The sequence below is a fragment of the Pseudomonas sp. LTR0 genome, assembly GCF_036630035.1.
GTDB classification, from domain to species: Bacteria; Pseudomonadota; Gammaproteobacteria; order Pseudomonadales; family Pseudomonadaceae; genus Aquipseudomonas; species Aquipseudomonas putida_Y.
Map to the genome: position 1 here is coordinate 1,124,483 of NZ_CP123734.1, position 14,629 is coordinate 1,139,111.

The following is a 14,629-nucleotide window of genomic DNA, read 5'->3' on the forward strand; positions in this document are numbered from 1 at the left end:
TCAGGGCTGCGCGTGGTGGCGGCATCAATTGGCTTGAGTATCGCCCTGGCGAATGTCATTTGTCTCTGGGATCGCGGCGGGCGCTACTGGCAGGTTGCGTGCAATAAGGCCGCGATAGCTCGCTGCACCCAGGCAGGCGCCAACGATCGGTGCAAATACCGGAACCAGGAAATAAGGAATATCCCGCCCGCCAGTGAAGGCGATTTCGCCCCAACCGGCCAGGAATGTCATGAGTTTTGGCCCGAAATCGCGGGCCGGGTTCATCGCAAAGCCAGTCAAAGGGCCCATGGCGCTACCAATCACCGCAATCAGCAGGCCGATCAGCAGCGGGGCCATGGCACCGCGCGGAAGGCCGTTGTTGTCGTCGGTCAGGGCCATGATCACGCTCATCAGAATGGCAGTGATCACCACTTCGACCAGAAATGCCTGGCTGGTGGACAGGGACGGGTGCGGGTAGGTGGAGAACACAGAGGCCAGCTCCAGGCTGCCTTCGCTACCGCGCAGCATGGCGTGGGCCTGTTCGAAATCGAAGAACAGACTGCTGTACAGCGTGTAGACCAGTGCCGCGCCACAGAATGCGCCGCATACCTGGGCCAGCATGTAGAAGGGCAGCTTGCGCTTGTCGAACCCTGCGAACAGTGCAAGGGCGATACTTACGGCTGGGTTCAGGTGCGCACCGGAAATACCGGCGGTGAGGTAGATGGCCATGCTGACGCCCACGCCCCAGATGATACTGATCTCCCAAAGCCCGAAGCTGGCGCCGGCAACCTTGAGCGCGGCGACGCAGCCGGTACCGAAGAAGATGAGCAGGGCGGTGCCGAGAAACTCGGCCAGGCACTGGCTGGACAGCGTGGGTTGGTGCAGAGCAGTCGTCATGTATGACCTCGTTTTTTTTGTTGTGAGGCGCGTAGCGCTCGACAGCAAAACCCGGTGTCTATCCCCATTGACCCCGGATGATGTAGGAAATGCACCTTAAAAGTGCACCGCTTATTCAGAAACGAAAAAATATAGACAAGAAACGCTGATGTCAAAGGTCGAAAGTGAACGGTCAGTCACGATATGGCCGCTAGAATAAGATGCGGATCCCGTACTAGAGGCGCGCGATCGCGGTGCGCTAGCTGGGATGTAGGAATTGTCCTAAAGTAGCCGCCGAGTCGTCCCTGACTGGAGCCCTTGCATGACCCCCGCCCTAGACCTGTTGAAAAAGCACCGTGCTGAGCATCGTGTGCACAGTTATGAACATGACCCGAAGTCGGCGTCGTATGGCCTGGAGGCGGCAGAAAAGCTCGGGCTCGACCCGCAACAGGTGTTCAAGACGTTGCTGGCAAGCAGCGAGAAAGGAGAATTGCTGGTAGCGGTTGTGCCTGTGGTGGGGACCTTGGACCTCAAGGCCCTGGCCCATGCTGCCGGGGTAAAGAAGTGCGAGATGGCCGACCCGGCGGCGGCGCAGCGGGCGACCGGTTACCTGGTGGGCGGGATCAGCCCACTAGGCCAGAAGAAGCGTCTGCGGACCTTTATCGATGACTCGGCGCAGAATTTTGCAACTATCCATGTCAGCGCCGGTCGGCGTGGCCTGGAAGTGGAGTTGGCAGCGGCGGTGCTGGCGGAGTATACGCAGGGCTCGTTCGCCGGGATTGGTCGAGGCTGAGAACAGGGGGCCGCTTGGCGGCCCCCTGGCGCTGAAGTCAAGTCGCCGAACTGTAACGACGCACGCCATTCTCCTGGCGTGGCAACTGTGCCGCAACGCTACCCGGTACAGGGAATAGCACGAGGTGATCGGCCTTCACTGCAATCTCCACATTCTCACCGACCTCGTGGTCGTTATGGCTAGGGAAGATCGCTTCCAGCTGGCTACCGGTGGGCAACTGCAAGCGATAGAGCGTCGATGCCCCGAGGAAGCTCTTGCCCACGATGTTTGCCAGTAGCGCGCTGCCTGGTGCATGCACGATATCATCCGGGCGCAGCAGTACATCCACCGAGCTGCCCGGCGCCATGATGTAGGCGCGGTTACCGCGCAGCTCACCCACTTCGGTATTGACCGCTTCGTGGCTGCTCATTTGCCCACGGATGAAGTATCCCTGGCCGATGAAACTCGCCACGAATGGCGTCTGCGGTTCGTGGTAAAGGTTGTAGGGCGTGTCCCACTGTTCCAGGCGGCCTTCCTTGAAGACACCGACCTGGTCACTGACCGCAAAGGCTTCTTCCTGGTCGTGAGTGACCAGAATGGCGCTGGTACCGCGGCTTTTGAGAATGTCGCGAACCTCATGGCTCAGGCGACGGCGCAGCTCTACGTCGAGGTTCGAGAACGGCTCGTCAAGCAGCAACAGTTGCGGTTCGGGCGCCAGCGCCCGGGCCAGGGCGACACGTTGCTGCTGGCCACCAGACAACTCATGCGGGTAACGACCGCCCAGCCCGCCGAGTTTGACCAGTTCCAGCATCTCTTCGATGACGGCGGCCTGGCGTGGGTGTTTGGCGATACCAAAGGCAATGTTCTGCGCCACGGTAAGATGCGGGAACAGCGCGTAGTCCTGAAACACCATGCCGATGCGGCGCTTTTCCGGGGCCAGGGTGAAGCCAGCCCGGGAAATGACCTCACCGCCCAGGTGGATTTCACCTTCGTGCACCGGCTCGAAACCGGCGATGGCGCGCAGGGTGGTGGTCTTGCCGCAACCGGATGAACCTAGCAGGCAACCGATGTCGCCTGCGTTCAGGTGCAGGTTGAGGTTCTGGACGATGCGCTGGTCGCCATAGCCGCAGGCGAGGTTGCGCAGGTTGAGCAGTAGGGGTTGACTCATGCGTGGTGGTAAGCCGGTTCTACAAGGAATTCGAGAAGCGCCTTCTGTGCATGCAGGCGGTTTTCAGCCTCGTCCCAGGCGACCGAACGTGGGTCGTCGAGCAGGTCCTGGCTGATTTCCTCGCCACGGTGGGCGGGCAGGCAGTGCATGAAGAGGACATCGGGTGCAGCCAGGTCGAGCAGTTCGCGGGTGACCTGGTAAGGTGCGAAATGCGCCAGGCGCCGTGCAGTTTCCTCCTCCTGACCCATGGAAGTCCAGACATCGGTGACCACCAGGTGAGCATCACGCACAGCTTCCTTGGCATCCCGGATGATCTGCACGCGGTCGCCGCCCAGTGCCATGAAACGTTGATCCGGCTCATAGCCTTCGGGGCAGGCGATGCGCAGCTGGAAATCGAACTGCGTGGCGGCTTCGATATAGGAGTTGCACATGTTGAAGCCATCGCCGATCCAGGTCACGGTCTTGCCCTGAATCGAGCCGCGGTGTTCAACAAAGGTCTGCATGTCGGCCAGCAGTTGGCACGGGTGCGATTCGTCGGACAGGCCGTTGATCACTGGCACGCGCGACTTGGCGGCGAACTCGGTCAGGGTGCTGTGGGCGTGGGTGCGGATCATCACCACATCAACCATGCTCGACAGCACGATGGCGCTGTCACCAATCGGCTCGCCGCGGCCCAGTTGGGTGTCGCGAGGCGACAGGAAGATGGCCTGGCCGCCGAGCTGGATCATGCCGGCCTCGAAGGACACTCGGGTACGGGTCGAGGACTTCTCGAAGATCATGCCCAGTACACGGTTCTTCAGGGGTTCGAACAGCACGCCTCGCTTACGCAGGTCCTTCAGCTCGATGCCGCGGCGGATCACCCCGAGCAATTCGTCGGTGGTGAAGTCCAGCAGGGAGAGAAAGTGCCTAGCGCTCATGATTGACTACCTTATCTGCAACGGTATGCAGGTCGACCGTATGGTTTTTTTGACAACGGGAATGACCTGCGGCGTAAGCCGCACGGGGCGGACGAAATAGGGAAAGGCGCAATACTATAAGTAAATGTCGCCTGAAGCCAAGGGGGGAAAAGCGGCCTGATCGCAAAGGGTGTTGCAAACGGTGTCTTTGCCCGTTGGCTGTGCTGTTCTTTATTTGCTACACAAGGTTGTACACGGCTTGCTGGCAATTTGGCAAATGGCTGTCGTAAATCGTGCGCCTGATGTCGGTGGATTCACGCGGCGAAGCGCACTGGCCGCGGGGAGGGGCCGGGCGCATAGTCACTGTTCGACAACAACAAGGCAGAGGCGGCCATGACCAAGACCCTGCACCACCGTGCCTGTCATCTGTGCGAAGCGATCTGCGGGCTCAACATCGAAGTCAGCCATGAGCAGGACGGGCGGGCCCTGATCAGCTCGATCAAGGGCGACCCACTGGACCCGTTCAGCCGTGGCCATGTCTGCCCCAAGGCCGTGGCGTTGCAGGACATTCAGAACGACCCGGATCGCCTGCGCCAGCCACACAGGCGAGTAGGCGACCATTGGCAAGCCATTGGCTGGGATGAGGCCTTTGCACTGGCGGCCGAAAAATTGTGGGCGGTCCAGCAGGCCCATGGGCGCAATGCCGTGGCGGTCTACCAAGGCAACCCGAGTGTGCACAATTACGGCTTGATGACCCATAGCAACTACTTTCTGGGCCTGCTCAAGACCCGTAACCGTTTCTCTGCCACTTCAGTGGATCAGTTGCCCCAACACCTGGTCAGCCATCTGATGTACGGGCATGGGCTGCTGCTGCCGATTCCGGACATCGACCACACGGGATTCATGCTGATTCTTGGCGGCAACCCACTGGCCTCCAATGGCAGCATCATGACCGTTCCGGATGTGGAGAAGCGCCTGAAGGCCCTTCGGGCGCGTGGTGGGCGCCTGGTGGTGGTTGACCCGCGACGTAGCGAAACGGCGGCAATGGCTGACAGGCATTTGTTCATACGCCCCGGTGGTGATGCAGCCCTGTTGTGCGGCTTGCTCAACACATTGTTCGAAGAAGGCCTGGCGCGGGGCTCGCACTTGCCGGTCAACGGCCTGCAGCAGGTGCGTGAGGCCATTGCGCCGTTCAGTGCCGAGGCCGTGAGTGCCCAGTGTGGTATCGCTGCAGCGGACATTCGCCAGCTGGCACGCGACTTCGCCGCTGCTGGGCAGGCCGTGTGTTACGGCCGCATGGGCGTCTCGACCCAAGCATTTGGTACCCTTTGCCACTGGCTGGTGCAACTTGTGAACCTGGTGACCGGCAACCTCGACCGCACAGGCGGCGCGTTGTGCACGGAGCCTGCCGTCGACCTGGTGGCGACCACCTCGGGCGGGCATTTCAACGCCTGGCAAAGCCGTGTGTCGGGCTTGCCCGAGTACGGCGGCGAGCTGCCGGTGGCGGCCCTGGCCGAGGAAATGCTTACATCGGGTGAAGGGCAGGTGCGCGCCCTGGTGACAGTTGCCGGCAACCCTGTGTTGTCCACGCCTAACGGTCGCCAGCTGGATGCAGCGCTGGAGGGTTTGGACTTCATGCTCAGTATCGATCTCTACATCAACGAAACCACCCGCCATGCCGACCTGATCCTGCCCTCCACCTCAGCGCTGGAAAATGACCATTACGACAGCACCTTCAACCTGCTGGCAGTGCGCAACGTCACGCGCTTCAACCGGGCGATCCTGGCCAAGCCGGAGGGCGCACTGCATGACTGGGAAATCTTCGTCGGCCTGGCCCAGGCGTTTGCCAAGCGTGCCGAGTTGGAGTTGAAACCGACCTGGTCGCCTGCGCAGATGATTGATCAAGCCCTGCGCAAAGGGCGCTATGGTGAAGCAACGCCTTGGCAGCTCTCCTTGGCAGCACTGGACGATAACCCGCATGGGCTTGACCTGGGGCCTTTACGCAGCAACCTCGCGGGGCGGCTGACGACTGCCAGCAAGGCTGTCGAAGCAGCCCCTCAGGTTTTGCTTGACGACCTGCAGCGCCTGGCGCAAATGACGCCACCAGTGCCGGGCGAACTGCTGCTGATCGGGCGTCGCCATGTGCGCAGCAACAACTCGTGGATGCACAACTTCCATCGCCTGGTAAAAGGCAAGCCACGGCATCAGCTGTTGATGCACCCGCAAGACTTGCAGCAGCGGCAACTGCAGGATGGCCAGCGCGTGCGCATCCGTTCGCGTACTGGCTCACTGGAGGTCGAGGTGCAGGCCTGCGAAGACATGATGCCCGGTGTGGTCAGCTTGCCCCACGGCTTTGGTCATGGTCGTCAGGGCGTGCACATGCAGATCGCCCAGGCGCAACCCGGCGTGAGTGCCAATGACCTGACCGACGAACGCTTTCGGGACCAGGTTTCCGGAAACGCTGCGCTCAATGGCGTACCCGTGCAGGTCGAGGCCGCTTGAGGAACGGCAAGGCCGAGCACGGCGCTCGGCTTTCCGATACAATGCGACACCGTGCCGACGACTGTGTCGGATAGTTCAGCCGAGGTGCTACATGGATATCATCGAAACGATCAAAGAGCAGATTGCCAACAACACCATTCTGCTTTACATGAAAGGCTCGCCGAATGCCCCGCAGTGCGGCTTCTCTGCGCGTGCATCGCAGGCCGTGATGGGTTGTGGCGAAAAGTTCGCCTACGTCGACATCCTGCAGAACCCGGAAATTCGCGCCAACCTGCCAAAATACGCCAACTGGCCGACCTTCCCGCAACTGTGGGTAGCCGGTGAGCTGGTTGGCGGCAGCGACATCATGCTGGAAATGTTCGAGAACGGTGAGCTGCAAACCCTGATCAAGGAAGCGGCTGCCAAGGCCAAGGCTTCTGAAGCCTGATCTACCGGCAAGCATAAAAAAACCCGCTGATCGCGGGTTTTTTTATGGGGCGAGTAGTTACTCTTCGCCCATCTGCGACTGCAGGTAGTTCTCGATACCGATCTTGTCGATCAGCCCCAGTTGGGTTTCCAGCCAGTCGATGTGCTCTTCCTCGGACTCGAGGATATCTTCGAGCACGTCACGCGAGCCGAAGTCGCCAGCAGTTTCACAATGGGCGATGGCTGCCTTCAGGTCGACCAGGCCTTGCTGTTCAATCTTCAGGTCACACTCGAGCATTTCCTTGGTGTGCTCGCCGATCAGCAGTTTGCCCAGGTCCTGAACGTTAGGAATACCTTCGAGGAACAAAATACGCTTGATCAGTTTGTCAGCGTGCTTCATTTCATCGATGGATTCTTTGTACTCGTGCTTGCCGAGTTTGTTCAGCCCCCAATCTTCGTACATGCGCGCGTGCAGGAAGTACTGGTTGATCGCGACCAGCTCGTTTCCGAGGATCTTGTTGAGATGCTGGATGACGCTTACGTCGCCTTTCATGTCGGGGTTCCTGCCCTGTAGAAGTGTGTCAATCCAGTGAAGTTTGAGCCCGATACTTAGGTGTGTCAAACCTAAGTTCTTGAATAATAAGTGAAAATTAATAGGAATAAGAATGTTTGTGAACCGCGTTGTAACGCTAACTTGTTGAATTTCAGGCATAAAAAAACCGGACGCCAGGTCCGGTTCTTGAAATTCTGGGTTCAGGCAGCGGTAAATTCGACGGGGTAGGGCAGGGCTGCCTGGCTGACCTGAAGTTCGGTCAGGGTCTCGCGGACCACCTGCTTGGCCACGCAGGCGCATTTGCCGCACTGGCTGGCGACATTGGTCGCGGCTCGCACTTCTTTGTAACTGCAGCATCCTTCATAGATCGCATCGCGGATCTGTCCGTCGGTAACGCCGACACAAAGACACACATACATAAGGGCTGACCATCGCTGGTTGGGTCGATGGGTTGGAGCTTAATGTTAATGAGAATGCTTGTCAAAGATCTTTCTGAGAGGGGTGTGCTTGAGCGACCGGCGGTCGCTTTGTCGACGGAGTCGGCCTGTCATGAGAAGCCGTGTATGATGGTCGGCCTTTGTTGGATGTCGGGCAAGCCCGTCTGGCCCGGCAAACGGTTTTTCACCCTCATCAGGAGATTACAATGAGCGTACTCGTTGGTAAGAAAGCCCCCGATTTCACCGTTCCGGCCGTGCTGGGCAATGGCGAGATCGTCGATAGCTTCAACCTGGCCTCGGCCATCAAGGGCAAGTACGGCCTGGTGTTCTTCTACCCGCTGGACTTCACTTTCGTCTGCCCGTCCGAGCTGATCGCCCTGGACAACCGCATCCCTGACTTCCAGGCGCGCAACGTGGAAGTGATCGGCGTGTCGATCGACTCGCACTTCACCCACAACGCCTGGCGTAACACCCCGGTCAACAACGGCGGTATCGGTCAGGTGAAGTACACCCTGGCTGCCGACATGACCCACGAAATCTGCAAAGCCTACGACGTCGAGTCCGAAGGCGGCGTGGCCTTCCGTGGCGCCTTCCTGATCGATACCAATGGTGTTGTCCGTTCGCAGATCGTCAACGACCTGCCACTGGGCCGTAACATGGACGAGCTGCTGCGTCTGGTCGACGCTCTGCAGTTCCACGAAGAGCACGGCGAAGTCTGCCCTGCCAACTGGAAAAAAGGCGACAAGGGCATGAACGCTTCGCCTGAAGGCGTTGCTGCCTACCTGAGCGAGAACGCTGGCAAGCTGTAATTGCTGCGTGCATAAAAAACCGGCCTTCGTGGCCGGTTTTTTTTGCCTTCCTGTGCCGGCCTCTTCGCGGGAGCGCCCGCCCCCACAGATTCTCTGCATGCCTGAAGGCAAAGGTTAACCTGTGGGAGCGGGCGTGCCCGCGAATGCTTTTGGCAGATCAGTCGTTGAAATCGCGCCAGCCGCCCATTTCTTTCCAGCGGTTGACGATGCCGCAGAACAGCTCAGCCGTTTTCTCGGTGTCGTAACGTGCCGAGTGCGCCTCACGCCCGTCGAAGTCGATGTCGGCGCTCTGACAGGCCCGCGCCAGCACGGTCTGGCCATACGCCAGGCCCGCCAGGGTGGCGGTGTCGAAGCTGGAGAACGGGTGGAACGGGTTGCGCTTCAGGTCATTGCGCGCCACTGCTGCATTGAGGAAACCCAGGTCGAAGCTGCTGTTGTGGCCGACCAGAATCGCCCGCTTGCAGCCGTTGGCCTTGAGGGCCTTGCGCACGCCGCGGAATATGTCGGTCATCGCGCTTTCCTCGCTGACCGCCATGCGCAGCGGGTGGTCCAGCTTGATCCCGGTGAACTCAAGTGCGGCCGGCTCGATGTTGGCGCCCTCGAACGGCTCTACTCGGTGGAAGTAGGTATGTTCGGGGAACAGGAAGCCTTTCTCGTCCATGCCGATGGTGACAGCGGCAATTTCCAGCAACGCATCGGTAGCGCTGTTGAAACCACCGGTTTCAACATCCACCACGACCGGCAGATAGCCGCGGAAGCGCTCGGCCATCGGGTGGCGAGGACCGCTGCTGCCTTGGGTTTCCAGGTCGTCTTCGTAAAGGTCTTCGCTCACGCGTTTGCCTCCAGCAGGCGCCAGCGCAGTTTTTCGCCAGCGCGCAGCGGGACTACGGTTTGCTCGCCAAATGGCAGGCTTTCCGGAGCGGTCCATTCTTCGCGGACCAGGGTGATGGTGTCGGTGTTCGCCGGCAGGCCATAGAAGGCCGGGCCGTGCAGGCTGGCGAAGCCTTCCAGCTTGTCCAGCGCGTTACGCTGTTCGAAAGCTTCGGCGTACATCTCGATGGCCGCATAGGCGGTGTAGCAACCCGCGCAACCGCAGGCTGCTTCCTTGGCGTGACGGGCATGAGGTGCCGAGTCGGTGCCGAGGAAGAACTTCGGGTTGCCGCTGGTGGCGGCGTCCAGCAAGGCCACCTGGTGGGTATTGCGCTTGAGGATCGGCAGGCAGTAGAAGTGCGGACGAATGCCGCCAACCAGCATGTGGTTGCGGTTGTACAGCAGGTGCTGGGCGGTGATGGTCGCACCCACGTTGGCCGGGGCCTCGGTGACGAACTGCGCGGCGTCGCTGGTGGTGATGTGTTCGAACACCACTTTCAGCGTCGGGAAGCGCTCGACCACACGGCGCAAGTGCTCGTCGATGAAGCGCTTCTCGCGGTCGAACACGTCGATCTCGCTGCGGGTCACTTCGCCATGCACCAGCAGCGGCATACCCACTTCCGCCAGTGCCTCTATGGCCGGGAAGATCTTGTCGATGCTGGTCACGCCGGAATCGGAGTTGGTGGTGGCGCCGGCCGGGTACAGCTTGGCGGCGTACACGAAACCGCTGGCCTTGGCCGCGCGGACGTCCTCGGGGCTGATGTTGTCGGTGAGGTACAGCACCATCAGCGGCTCGAAGCGGCTGCCGGCCGGGCGGGCAGCCAGAATGCGCTCACGGTAGGCGCCGGCCTCGGTGGCATTGCGCACCGGCGGCACGAGGTTGGGCATGATGATGGCACGGGCGAAGGTACGCGCCACGTCGCCAACGGTGTGGGGCAGGACGGCACCATCGCGCAGATGGATGTGCCAGTCGTCGGGGCGCAGGAGGGTCAGGCGATCGGACATTGGGGATTCCAGGCGGGTCGAACTCAAGCCCCAATCCTACCGGAAAACCCTGGGGCGAGCACGGCTATCAAGTTTTCCGCGCGGCGTCCGATAGCCTGCTGGTAAGCCGTCAGAAATTGTGGAGCCGCCCGTGCGCCAGCGTTACCTAGCCCTGTTGACCCTGTTCGCCAGCCTGCCGGCCGGCGCACTGACTTTCCAGACGCGCATGGAGAACATTGCCTGGCAGGTCGAGGGTGACCAGTTCGAGTGTCGTCTGAGCCAACCGATCGAAGGTTTCGGCAGCGGTACGTTCGTGCGCCGGGCAGGCGAGCAGCCGGTGTTCCAGCTGCGTTCGGACAGCAACGTACTGGGTGCCGGCACCGCCAGCCTGCTGGCCGCGGCAGCGCCTTGGCAACCTGGGCGTGGCGATATCAACCTGGGCCATGTGCGCATGGCCCGCAGCGGTGTGCTGTTCAGCTCCTCCCAGGGGCAGGCCAGCCGGCTGATCAACGGTTTGCTCGACGGGCGTAGCACCGTCGTGCGCAACTACACCGGTGAGGCGGGCAGGCCGATGGAGGTGCGGGTGCTGCCGGTCAGCTTCGCCAAAGCCTACAATGACTATCAGGTCTGTGCCGGCAAGCTGTTGCCGATGAACTATGACCAGGTGCGCCAGACTCAAGTGGGCTTCCCTGGGGGCGGTTACGAGCTGGATGCAGCAGCCAAGGCGCGGCTGGAGGTGATTGTCGACTACCTGAAGGCCGACCCTACGGTTAACCATATCGAGCTCAACGGCCACTCCGACAACAGTGGCAACCGCCTGACCAACCGCGACCTGTCGCGCCGCCGCGCATTGGCCGTGGCCGATTACTTCAAGGCTCACGGTGTGCCGCAAGAGCAGATTACTGTGCGCTTCCATGGTGAGCGTTATCCGCTGGCGAAGAACAACAGTGCATCGAACCGGGCGCGTAATCGGCGGGTGAATATCGAGCTGGATCGGGTGGCGGAGGTTGAAAAGGCGGTGGAAAAACCGGTTGAGCCCGTGTCGCCGGCTGCTCCCGCTCCAGCCGTTCCGGCTGCTCCCGCGTCGGGGGCGAAGGCGCCCTGAGACCGGATGGGGCGCCAACCCTTGCGTTAAATTTCCGTGTTGATCTGGCAAGTCGCCCTTCCGACAATTTCTGTCGCTTTGTCGTCAGAAGCTGTCGCCCCACTGTAAATTTATCCGCAACGCCGGTAGAATCGGTCCCTTTCCGTACAACCCCGTGGAGTGATGGCATGGCGGACGTAAAAAAGGTCGTACTGGCGTATTCCGGCGGCCTTGATACTTCGGTGATTCTCAAGTGGCTGCAGGATACCTACAACTGCGAAGTGGTGACCTTCACCGCTGACCTGGGTCAGGGCGAAGAGGTCGAACCGGCTCGTGCCAAGGCCCAGGCAATGGGCGTTAAAGAGATCTACATCGACGACCTGCGCGAAGAGTTCGTGCGTGACTTCGTGTTCCCGATGTTCCGCGCCAACACCGTCTACGAAGGCGAGTACCTGCTGGGTACTTCCATCGCCCGTCCGCTGATCGCCAAGCGCCTGATCGAAATCGCCAACGAAACCGGCGCCGACGCCATTTCCCATGGCGCCACCGGCAAGGGTAACGACCAGGTGCGCTTCGAGCTGGGTGCCTATGCCCTGAAGCCAGGCGTCAAGGTCATCGCCCCATGGCGCGAGTGGGACCTGCTGTCCCGCGAAAAGCTGATGGACTACGCCGAGAAGCACGGCATCCCGATCGAGCGCCACGGCAAGAAGAAGTCGCCGTACTCGATGGACGCCAACCTGCTGCACATCTCCTATGAAGGCGGTGTCCTGGAAGATACCTGGACCGAGCACGAAGAAGACATGTGGCGCTGGAGTGTCTCGCCTGAGAACGCCCCGGACCAGGCTACCTATATCGAGCTGACCTACCGCAATGGTGACATCGTTGCCATCGACGGCGTCGAGAAATCCCCGGCTACCGTTCTGGCCGACCTGAACCGTATCGGTGGTGCCAACGGCATCGGCCGCCTGGACATCGTCGAAAACCGGTACGTCGGCATGAAGTCGCGCGGTTGCTACGAAACGCCTGGCGGTACCATCATGCTCAAGGCCCACCGTGCCATCGAGTCGATCACCCTGGACCGCGAAGTCGCTCACCTGAAAGATGAGCTGATGCCCAAGTATGCCAGCCTGATCTACACCGGCTACTGGTGGAGCCCGGAGCGTCTGATGCTGCAGCAGATGATCGATGCTTCGCAGGTGAACGTGAATGGTGTGGTGCGCCTGAAGCTGTACAAGGGCAATGTGACCGTGGTTGGCCGCAAGTCGGACGATTCGCTGTTCGATGCCAACATCGCCACCTTTGAAGAAGATGGTGGTGCCTACAACCAGGAAGACGCTGCTGGCTTCATCAAGCTCAACGCGCTGCGTATGCGCATTGCCGCCAACAAGGGCCGTTCGCTGCTCTGATTGCTGGTGTGCGTGAAAACCCCGGCTCAGTCCGGGGTTTTTTATGCCTGCGCAAAGGCGAGTCGTTCAACTTCGAGGGTTCACATCATCGCCCTCAAGTGCGCTGATCGAAAGCTGCGCACATTGACGTCTATCCAGATTACAAAAGCGCCAGACTCGCGCCGGCTCGGGGGGGTGGGCAAGAGCGTGCAAGAGTTGTTGTTCCATCATGCGACAGGCGTCGGGGCCGGAGAACATGAATGTAACAGGCTCGCCCTGTACCGCCTCACGGGCATCATTGGCAATAGCGGGTGTGGCCGCACTGTTCAGTGCTGGCGTGTTTTCGTGTACAGGGTTGTTGGGGAGCGGGCTGTAGAACGACTTGTAATTGAAGTTGAGCGTCAGAAAAAACAGTGCCGTCAGAAAGAATGGAAAACCTACCAGGAACCAGGTGTAGAGCTTTTGGCTGGACTCGCCGAGAAATGGCAGTGTGGCAAGGGCGGAGGCTTCGATAATCCCCGCGAAGATGGCAATGATCGTCAGCGGGGCGACAGGTTGTGCTTGGGTCATAGGGGCCGTCTCCAGCGGTTTTGTCCATCTTTACCTTACTGCTGTACTCAACTAAAGGCTGGATTCTTTCCCGGGGGAGGAATGATCGTCAGAGAACCTAGTTGTGTTGATTTTTCAACGCGTTCGAGTCGGAAGTTCTCCTCTGCTGAAGATCAGTATTCAACTGGTGCGTTTATGTTAGTGGGTGGTACCGTTTCTTTCGGTAATAAGTAATTTGTTTGTTACAACCATAGTCTTAATGTGTAGGAAGTTTCTGTAAGCTCTGTAGGTTTTGTCTGTCCATGGCTTTCACTGGTAAATCGCCGCGCCAGCAAGCGTCCTGTCGGTTATCGTGGCGTGCCAAAGCAACAACAATGTATGGATATCGCATGAATAAAGTGCTTATCGTGGATGATCATCCGGTCATACGCCTGGCCGTACGCATGCTGATGGAGCGGCATGGGTATGACGTTGTGGCGGAGACTGACAATGGGGTGGCTGCGCTGCAGCTGACACGGCAACACCTGCCGGATATTGTGGTGCTGGATATCGGTATCCCGAAACTGGATGGCCTGGAGGTGATCGCCCGCATGGCGACATTCAGCCCGGGTAGCAAGGTGCTGGTGCTGACGTCGCAGGCTCCCGGTAACTTTTCGATGCGCTGCATGCAGGCGGGGGCGGCGGGTTACGTGTGCAAGCAGCAGGAGCTTACCGAGCTGCTTAGCGCTATCAAGGCTGTGTTGTCGGGTTACAGCTACTTCCCCAACCAGGCCTTGCATGCGTCACGTGGCAGGGGCGCGAGCAGTGAGACGGATATGGTGAATCGCCTTTCTGCGCGAGAGATGACCGTGCTGCAACAACTGGCGCGAGGGCGTTCGAACAAGGAGATTGCCGACAGCATGTACCTCAGCAACAAGACGGTCAGTACCTACAAGTCGCGGCTCTTGCTCAAGCTCAATGCACGGTCACTGGTTGACCTGATCGAGCTGGCGCAACGGCAAGGTTTGAACTGACCGCCAGGCCTTGAAGCCTCCAGCCAGGAGGCTTTGCCAAGGCTAACGATCCATGACTAAAGGGCCAGAACTAAAGGTCGTAATCGAAATCGGCCAGCTGCTTCTGCAGGCGCCGTTCTTCTAGCATGTTGTCGATGGTGCGGCGTTTGCTCAGGTTGGTCTTTGCGGTTTCAACCTGTGGTTCCGCGTCATCGTCTGCGGCAACAAAATCATCATCGATCGACAGGTCGTCTTTATCGGTACTCATGAGTCGCTCCAAGCCAAGGGGCCATTGGCCGTCCTTATAACCAGAAAGCAGACGCTGGTAAAAAAGATTTTTTCAATCGACGTGATTGGTTTCTGCCTAT

General features: G+C 59.8%; 16 protein-coding genes. 7 read left to right on the plus strand and 9 right to left on the minus strand.

Annotated elements, in window-relative coordinates; genetic code table 11:
* Positions 1-24: 24 nt before the first annotated feature.
* Positions 25-876, minus strand: a complete 852-nt coding sequence (locus QCL51_RS05195; RefSeq protein ID WP_275966780.1) for an MIP/aquaporin family protein — start codon at positions 874-876, stop codon at positions 25-27.
* Positions 877-1,177: 301 nt separating this feature from the next.
* Here QCL51_RS05195 and ybaK point away from each other — a divergent pair, with 301 nt between their 5' ends.
* Positions 1,178-1,648 (plus strand): Cys-tRNA(Pro) deacylase, encoded by a 471-nt coding sequence (ybaK, locus tag QCL51_RS05200; RefSeq protein WP_021781965.1) that lies wholly within the window; start codon positions 1,178-1,180, stop codon positions 1,646-1,648.
* Between the two features lie 37 nt (positions 1,649-1,685).
* On the opposite strand, the gene QCL51_RS05205 is transcribed toward ybaK, so the two are convergent.
* A complete protein-coding gene (locus QCL51_RS05205) occupies positions 1,686-2,795 on the minus strand; it encodes an ABC transporter ATP-binding protein (protein ID WP_021781966.1) in 1,110 nt (369 codons plus the stop codon).
* The gene (argF, locus tag QCL51_RS05210) at positions 2,792-3,712 is read right to left on the minus strand and encodes an ornithine carbamoyltransferase (protein ID WP_135192300.1); all 921 of its coding nucleotides are present in this window, start codon (positions 3,710-3,712) and stop codon (positions 2,792-2,794) included. Before argF ends, QCL51_RS05205 begins: the two co-directional genes overlap by 4 nt.
* A 372-nt stretch (positions 3,713-4,084) precedes the next feature.
* Between argF and QCL51_RS05215 the strand changes: the two genes are divergently transcribed.
* Positions 4,085-6,193, plus strand: coding sequence for a molybdopterin-dependent oxidoreductase (locus QCL51_RS05215; RefSeq protein WP_338444626.1), 2,109 nt, complete (start codon positions 4,085-4,087; stop codon positions 6,191-6,193).
* A gap of 91 nt (positions 6,194-6,284) precedes the next feature.
* Positions 6,285-6,620, plus strand: a complete 336-nt coding sequence (gene grxD, locus QCL51_RS05220; protein WP_021781969.1) for a Grx4 family monothiol glutaredoxin — start codon at positions 6,285-6,287, stop codon at positions 6,618-6,620.
* A gap of 57 nt (positions 6,621-6,677) precedes the next feature.
* On the opposite strand, the gene bfr is transcribed toward grxD, so the two are convergent.
* On the minus strand, positions 6,678-7,151 hold the full coding sequence (gene bfr, locus QCL51_RS05225) for a bacterioferritin (RefSeq protein WP_003254948.1): 474 nt from the start codon (positions 7,149-7,151) through the stop codon (positions 6,678-6,680).
* A 200-nt stretch (positions 7,152-7,351) separates the two neighbouring features.
* A complete protein-coding gene (locus QCL51_RS05230; RefSeq protein ID WP_003254947.1) occupies positions 7,352-7,570 on the minus strand; it encodes a bacterioferritin-associated ferredoxin in 219 nt (72 codons plus the stop codon).
* 224 nt (positions 7,571-7,794) lie between these two features.
* Here QCL51_RS05230 and QCL51_RS05235 point away from each other — a divergent pair, with 224 nt between their 5' ends.
* On the plus strand, positions 7,795-8,397 hold the full coding sequence (locus QCL51_RS05235; protein ID WP_003254945.1) for a peroxiredoxin: 603 nt from the start codon (positions 7,795-7,797) through the stop codon (positions 8,395-8,397).
* A 157-nt stretch (positions 8,398-8,554) separates the two neighbouring features.
* On the opposite strand, the gene rnt is transcribed toward QCL51_RS05235, so the two are convergent.
* Positions 8,555-9,229, minus strand: a complete 675-nt coding sequence (rnt, locus tag QCL51_RS05240; RefSeq protein ID WP_021781971.1) for a ribonuclease T — start codon at positions 9,227-9,229, stop codon at positions 8,555-8,557.
* A complete protein-coding gene (gene pyrC, locus QCL51_RS05245; protein ID WP_021781972.1) occupies positions 9,226-10,272 on the minus strand; it encodes a dihydroorotase in 1,047 nt (348 codons plus the stop codon). The genes rnt and pyrC overlap by 4 nt, the downstream gene beginning before the upstream one ends.
* 130 nt (positions 10,273-10,402) lie before the next feature.
* On the opposite strand from pyrC, the gene QCL51_RS05250 reads away from it, so the two are divergent.
* Positions 10,403-11,356, plus strand: a complete 954-nt coding sequence (locus QCL51_RS05250; protein WP_021781973.1) for an OmpA family protein — start codon at positions 10,403-10,405, stop codon at positions 11,354-11,356.
* 167 nt (positions 11,357-11,523) lie between these two features.
* Positions 11,524-12,741, plus strand: a complete 1,218-nt coding sequence (locus QCL51_RS05255; protein WP_021781974.1) for an argininosuccinate synthase — start codon at positions 11,524-11,526, stop codon at positions 12,739-12,741.
* A gap of 66 nt (positions 12,742-12,807) precedes the next feature.
* Here the strand turns inward: QCL51_RS05255 and QCL51_RS05260 are convergent, their stop codons facing one another.
* Positions 12,808-13,290 (minus strand): hypothetical protein, encoded by a 483-nt coding sequence (locus tag QCL51_RS05260; RefSeq protein ID WP_021781975.1) that lies wholly within the window; start codon positions 13,288-13,290, stop codon positions 12,808-12,810.
* Between the two features lie 368 nt (positions 13,291-13,658).
* Between QCL51_RS05260 and QCL51_RS05265 the strand changes: the two genes are divergently transcribed.
* Positions 13,659-14,282 carry a response regulator transcription factor gene (locus tag QCL51_RS05265; RefSeq protein WP_021781976.1) on the plus strand — a complete coding sequence of 208 codons (624 nt, stop codon included), beginning with the start codon at positions 13,659-13,661 and terminating at the stop codon, positions 14,280-14,282.
* Between the two features lie 70 nt (positions 14,283-14,352).
* On the opposite strand, the gene QCL51_RS05270 is transcribed toward QCL51_RS05265, so the two are convergent.
* Complete coding sequence (locus tag QCL51_RS05270) at positions 14,353-14,529, minus strand: hypothetical protein (RefSeq protein ID WP_003254937.1); 177 nt, start codon at positions 14,527-14,529, stop codon at positions 14,353-14,355.
* Between the last annotated feature and the right edge of the window lie 100 nt (positions 14,530-14,629).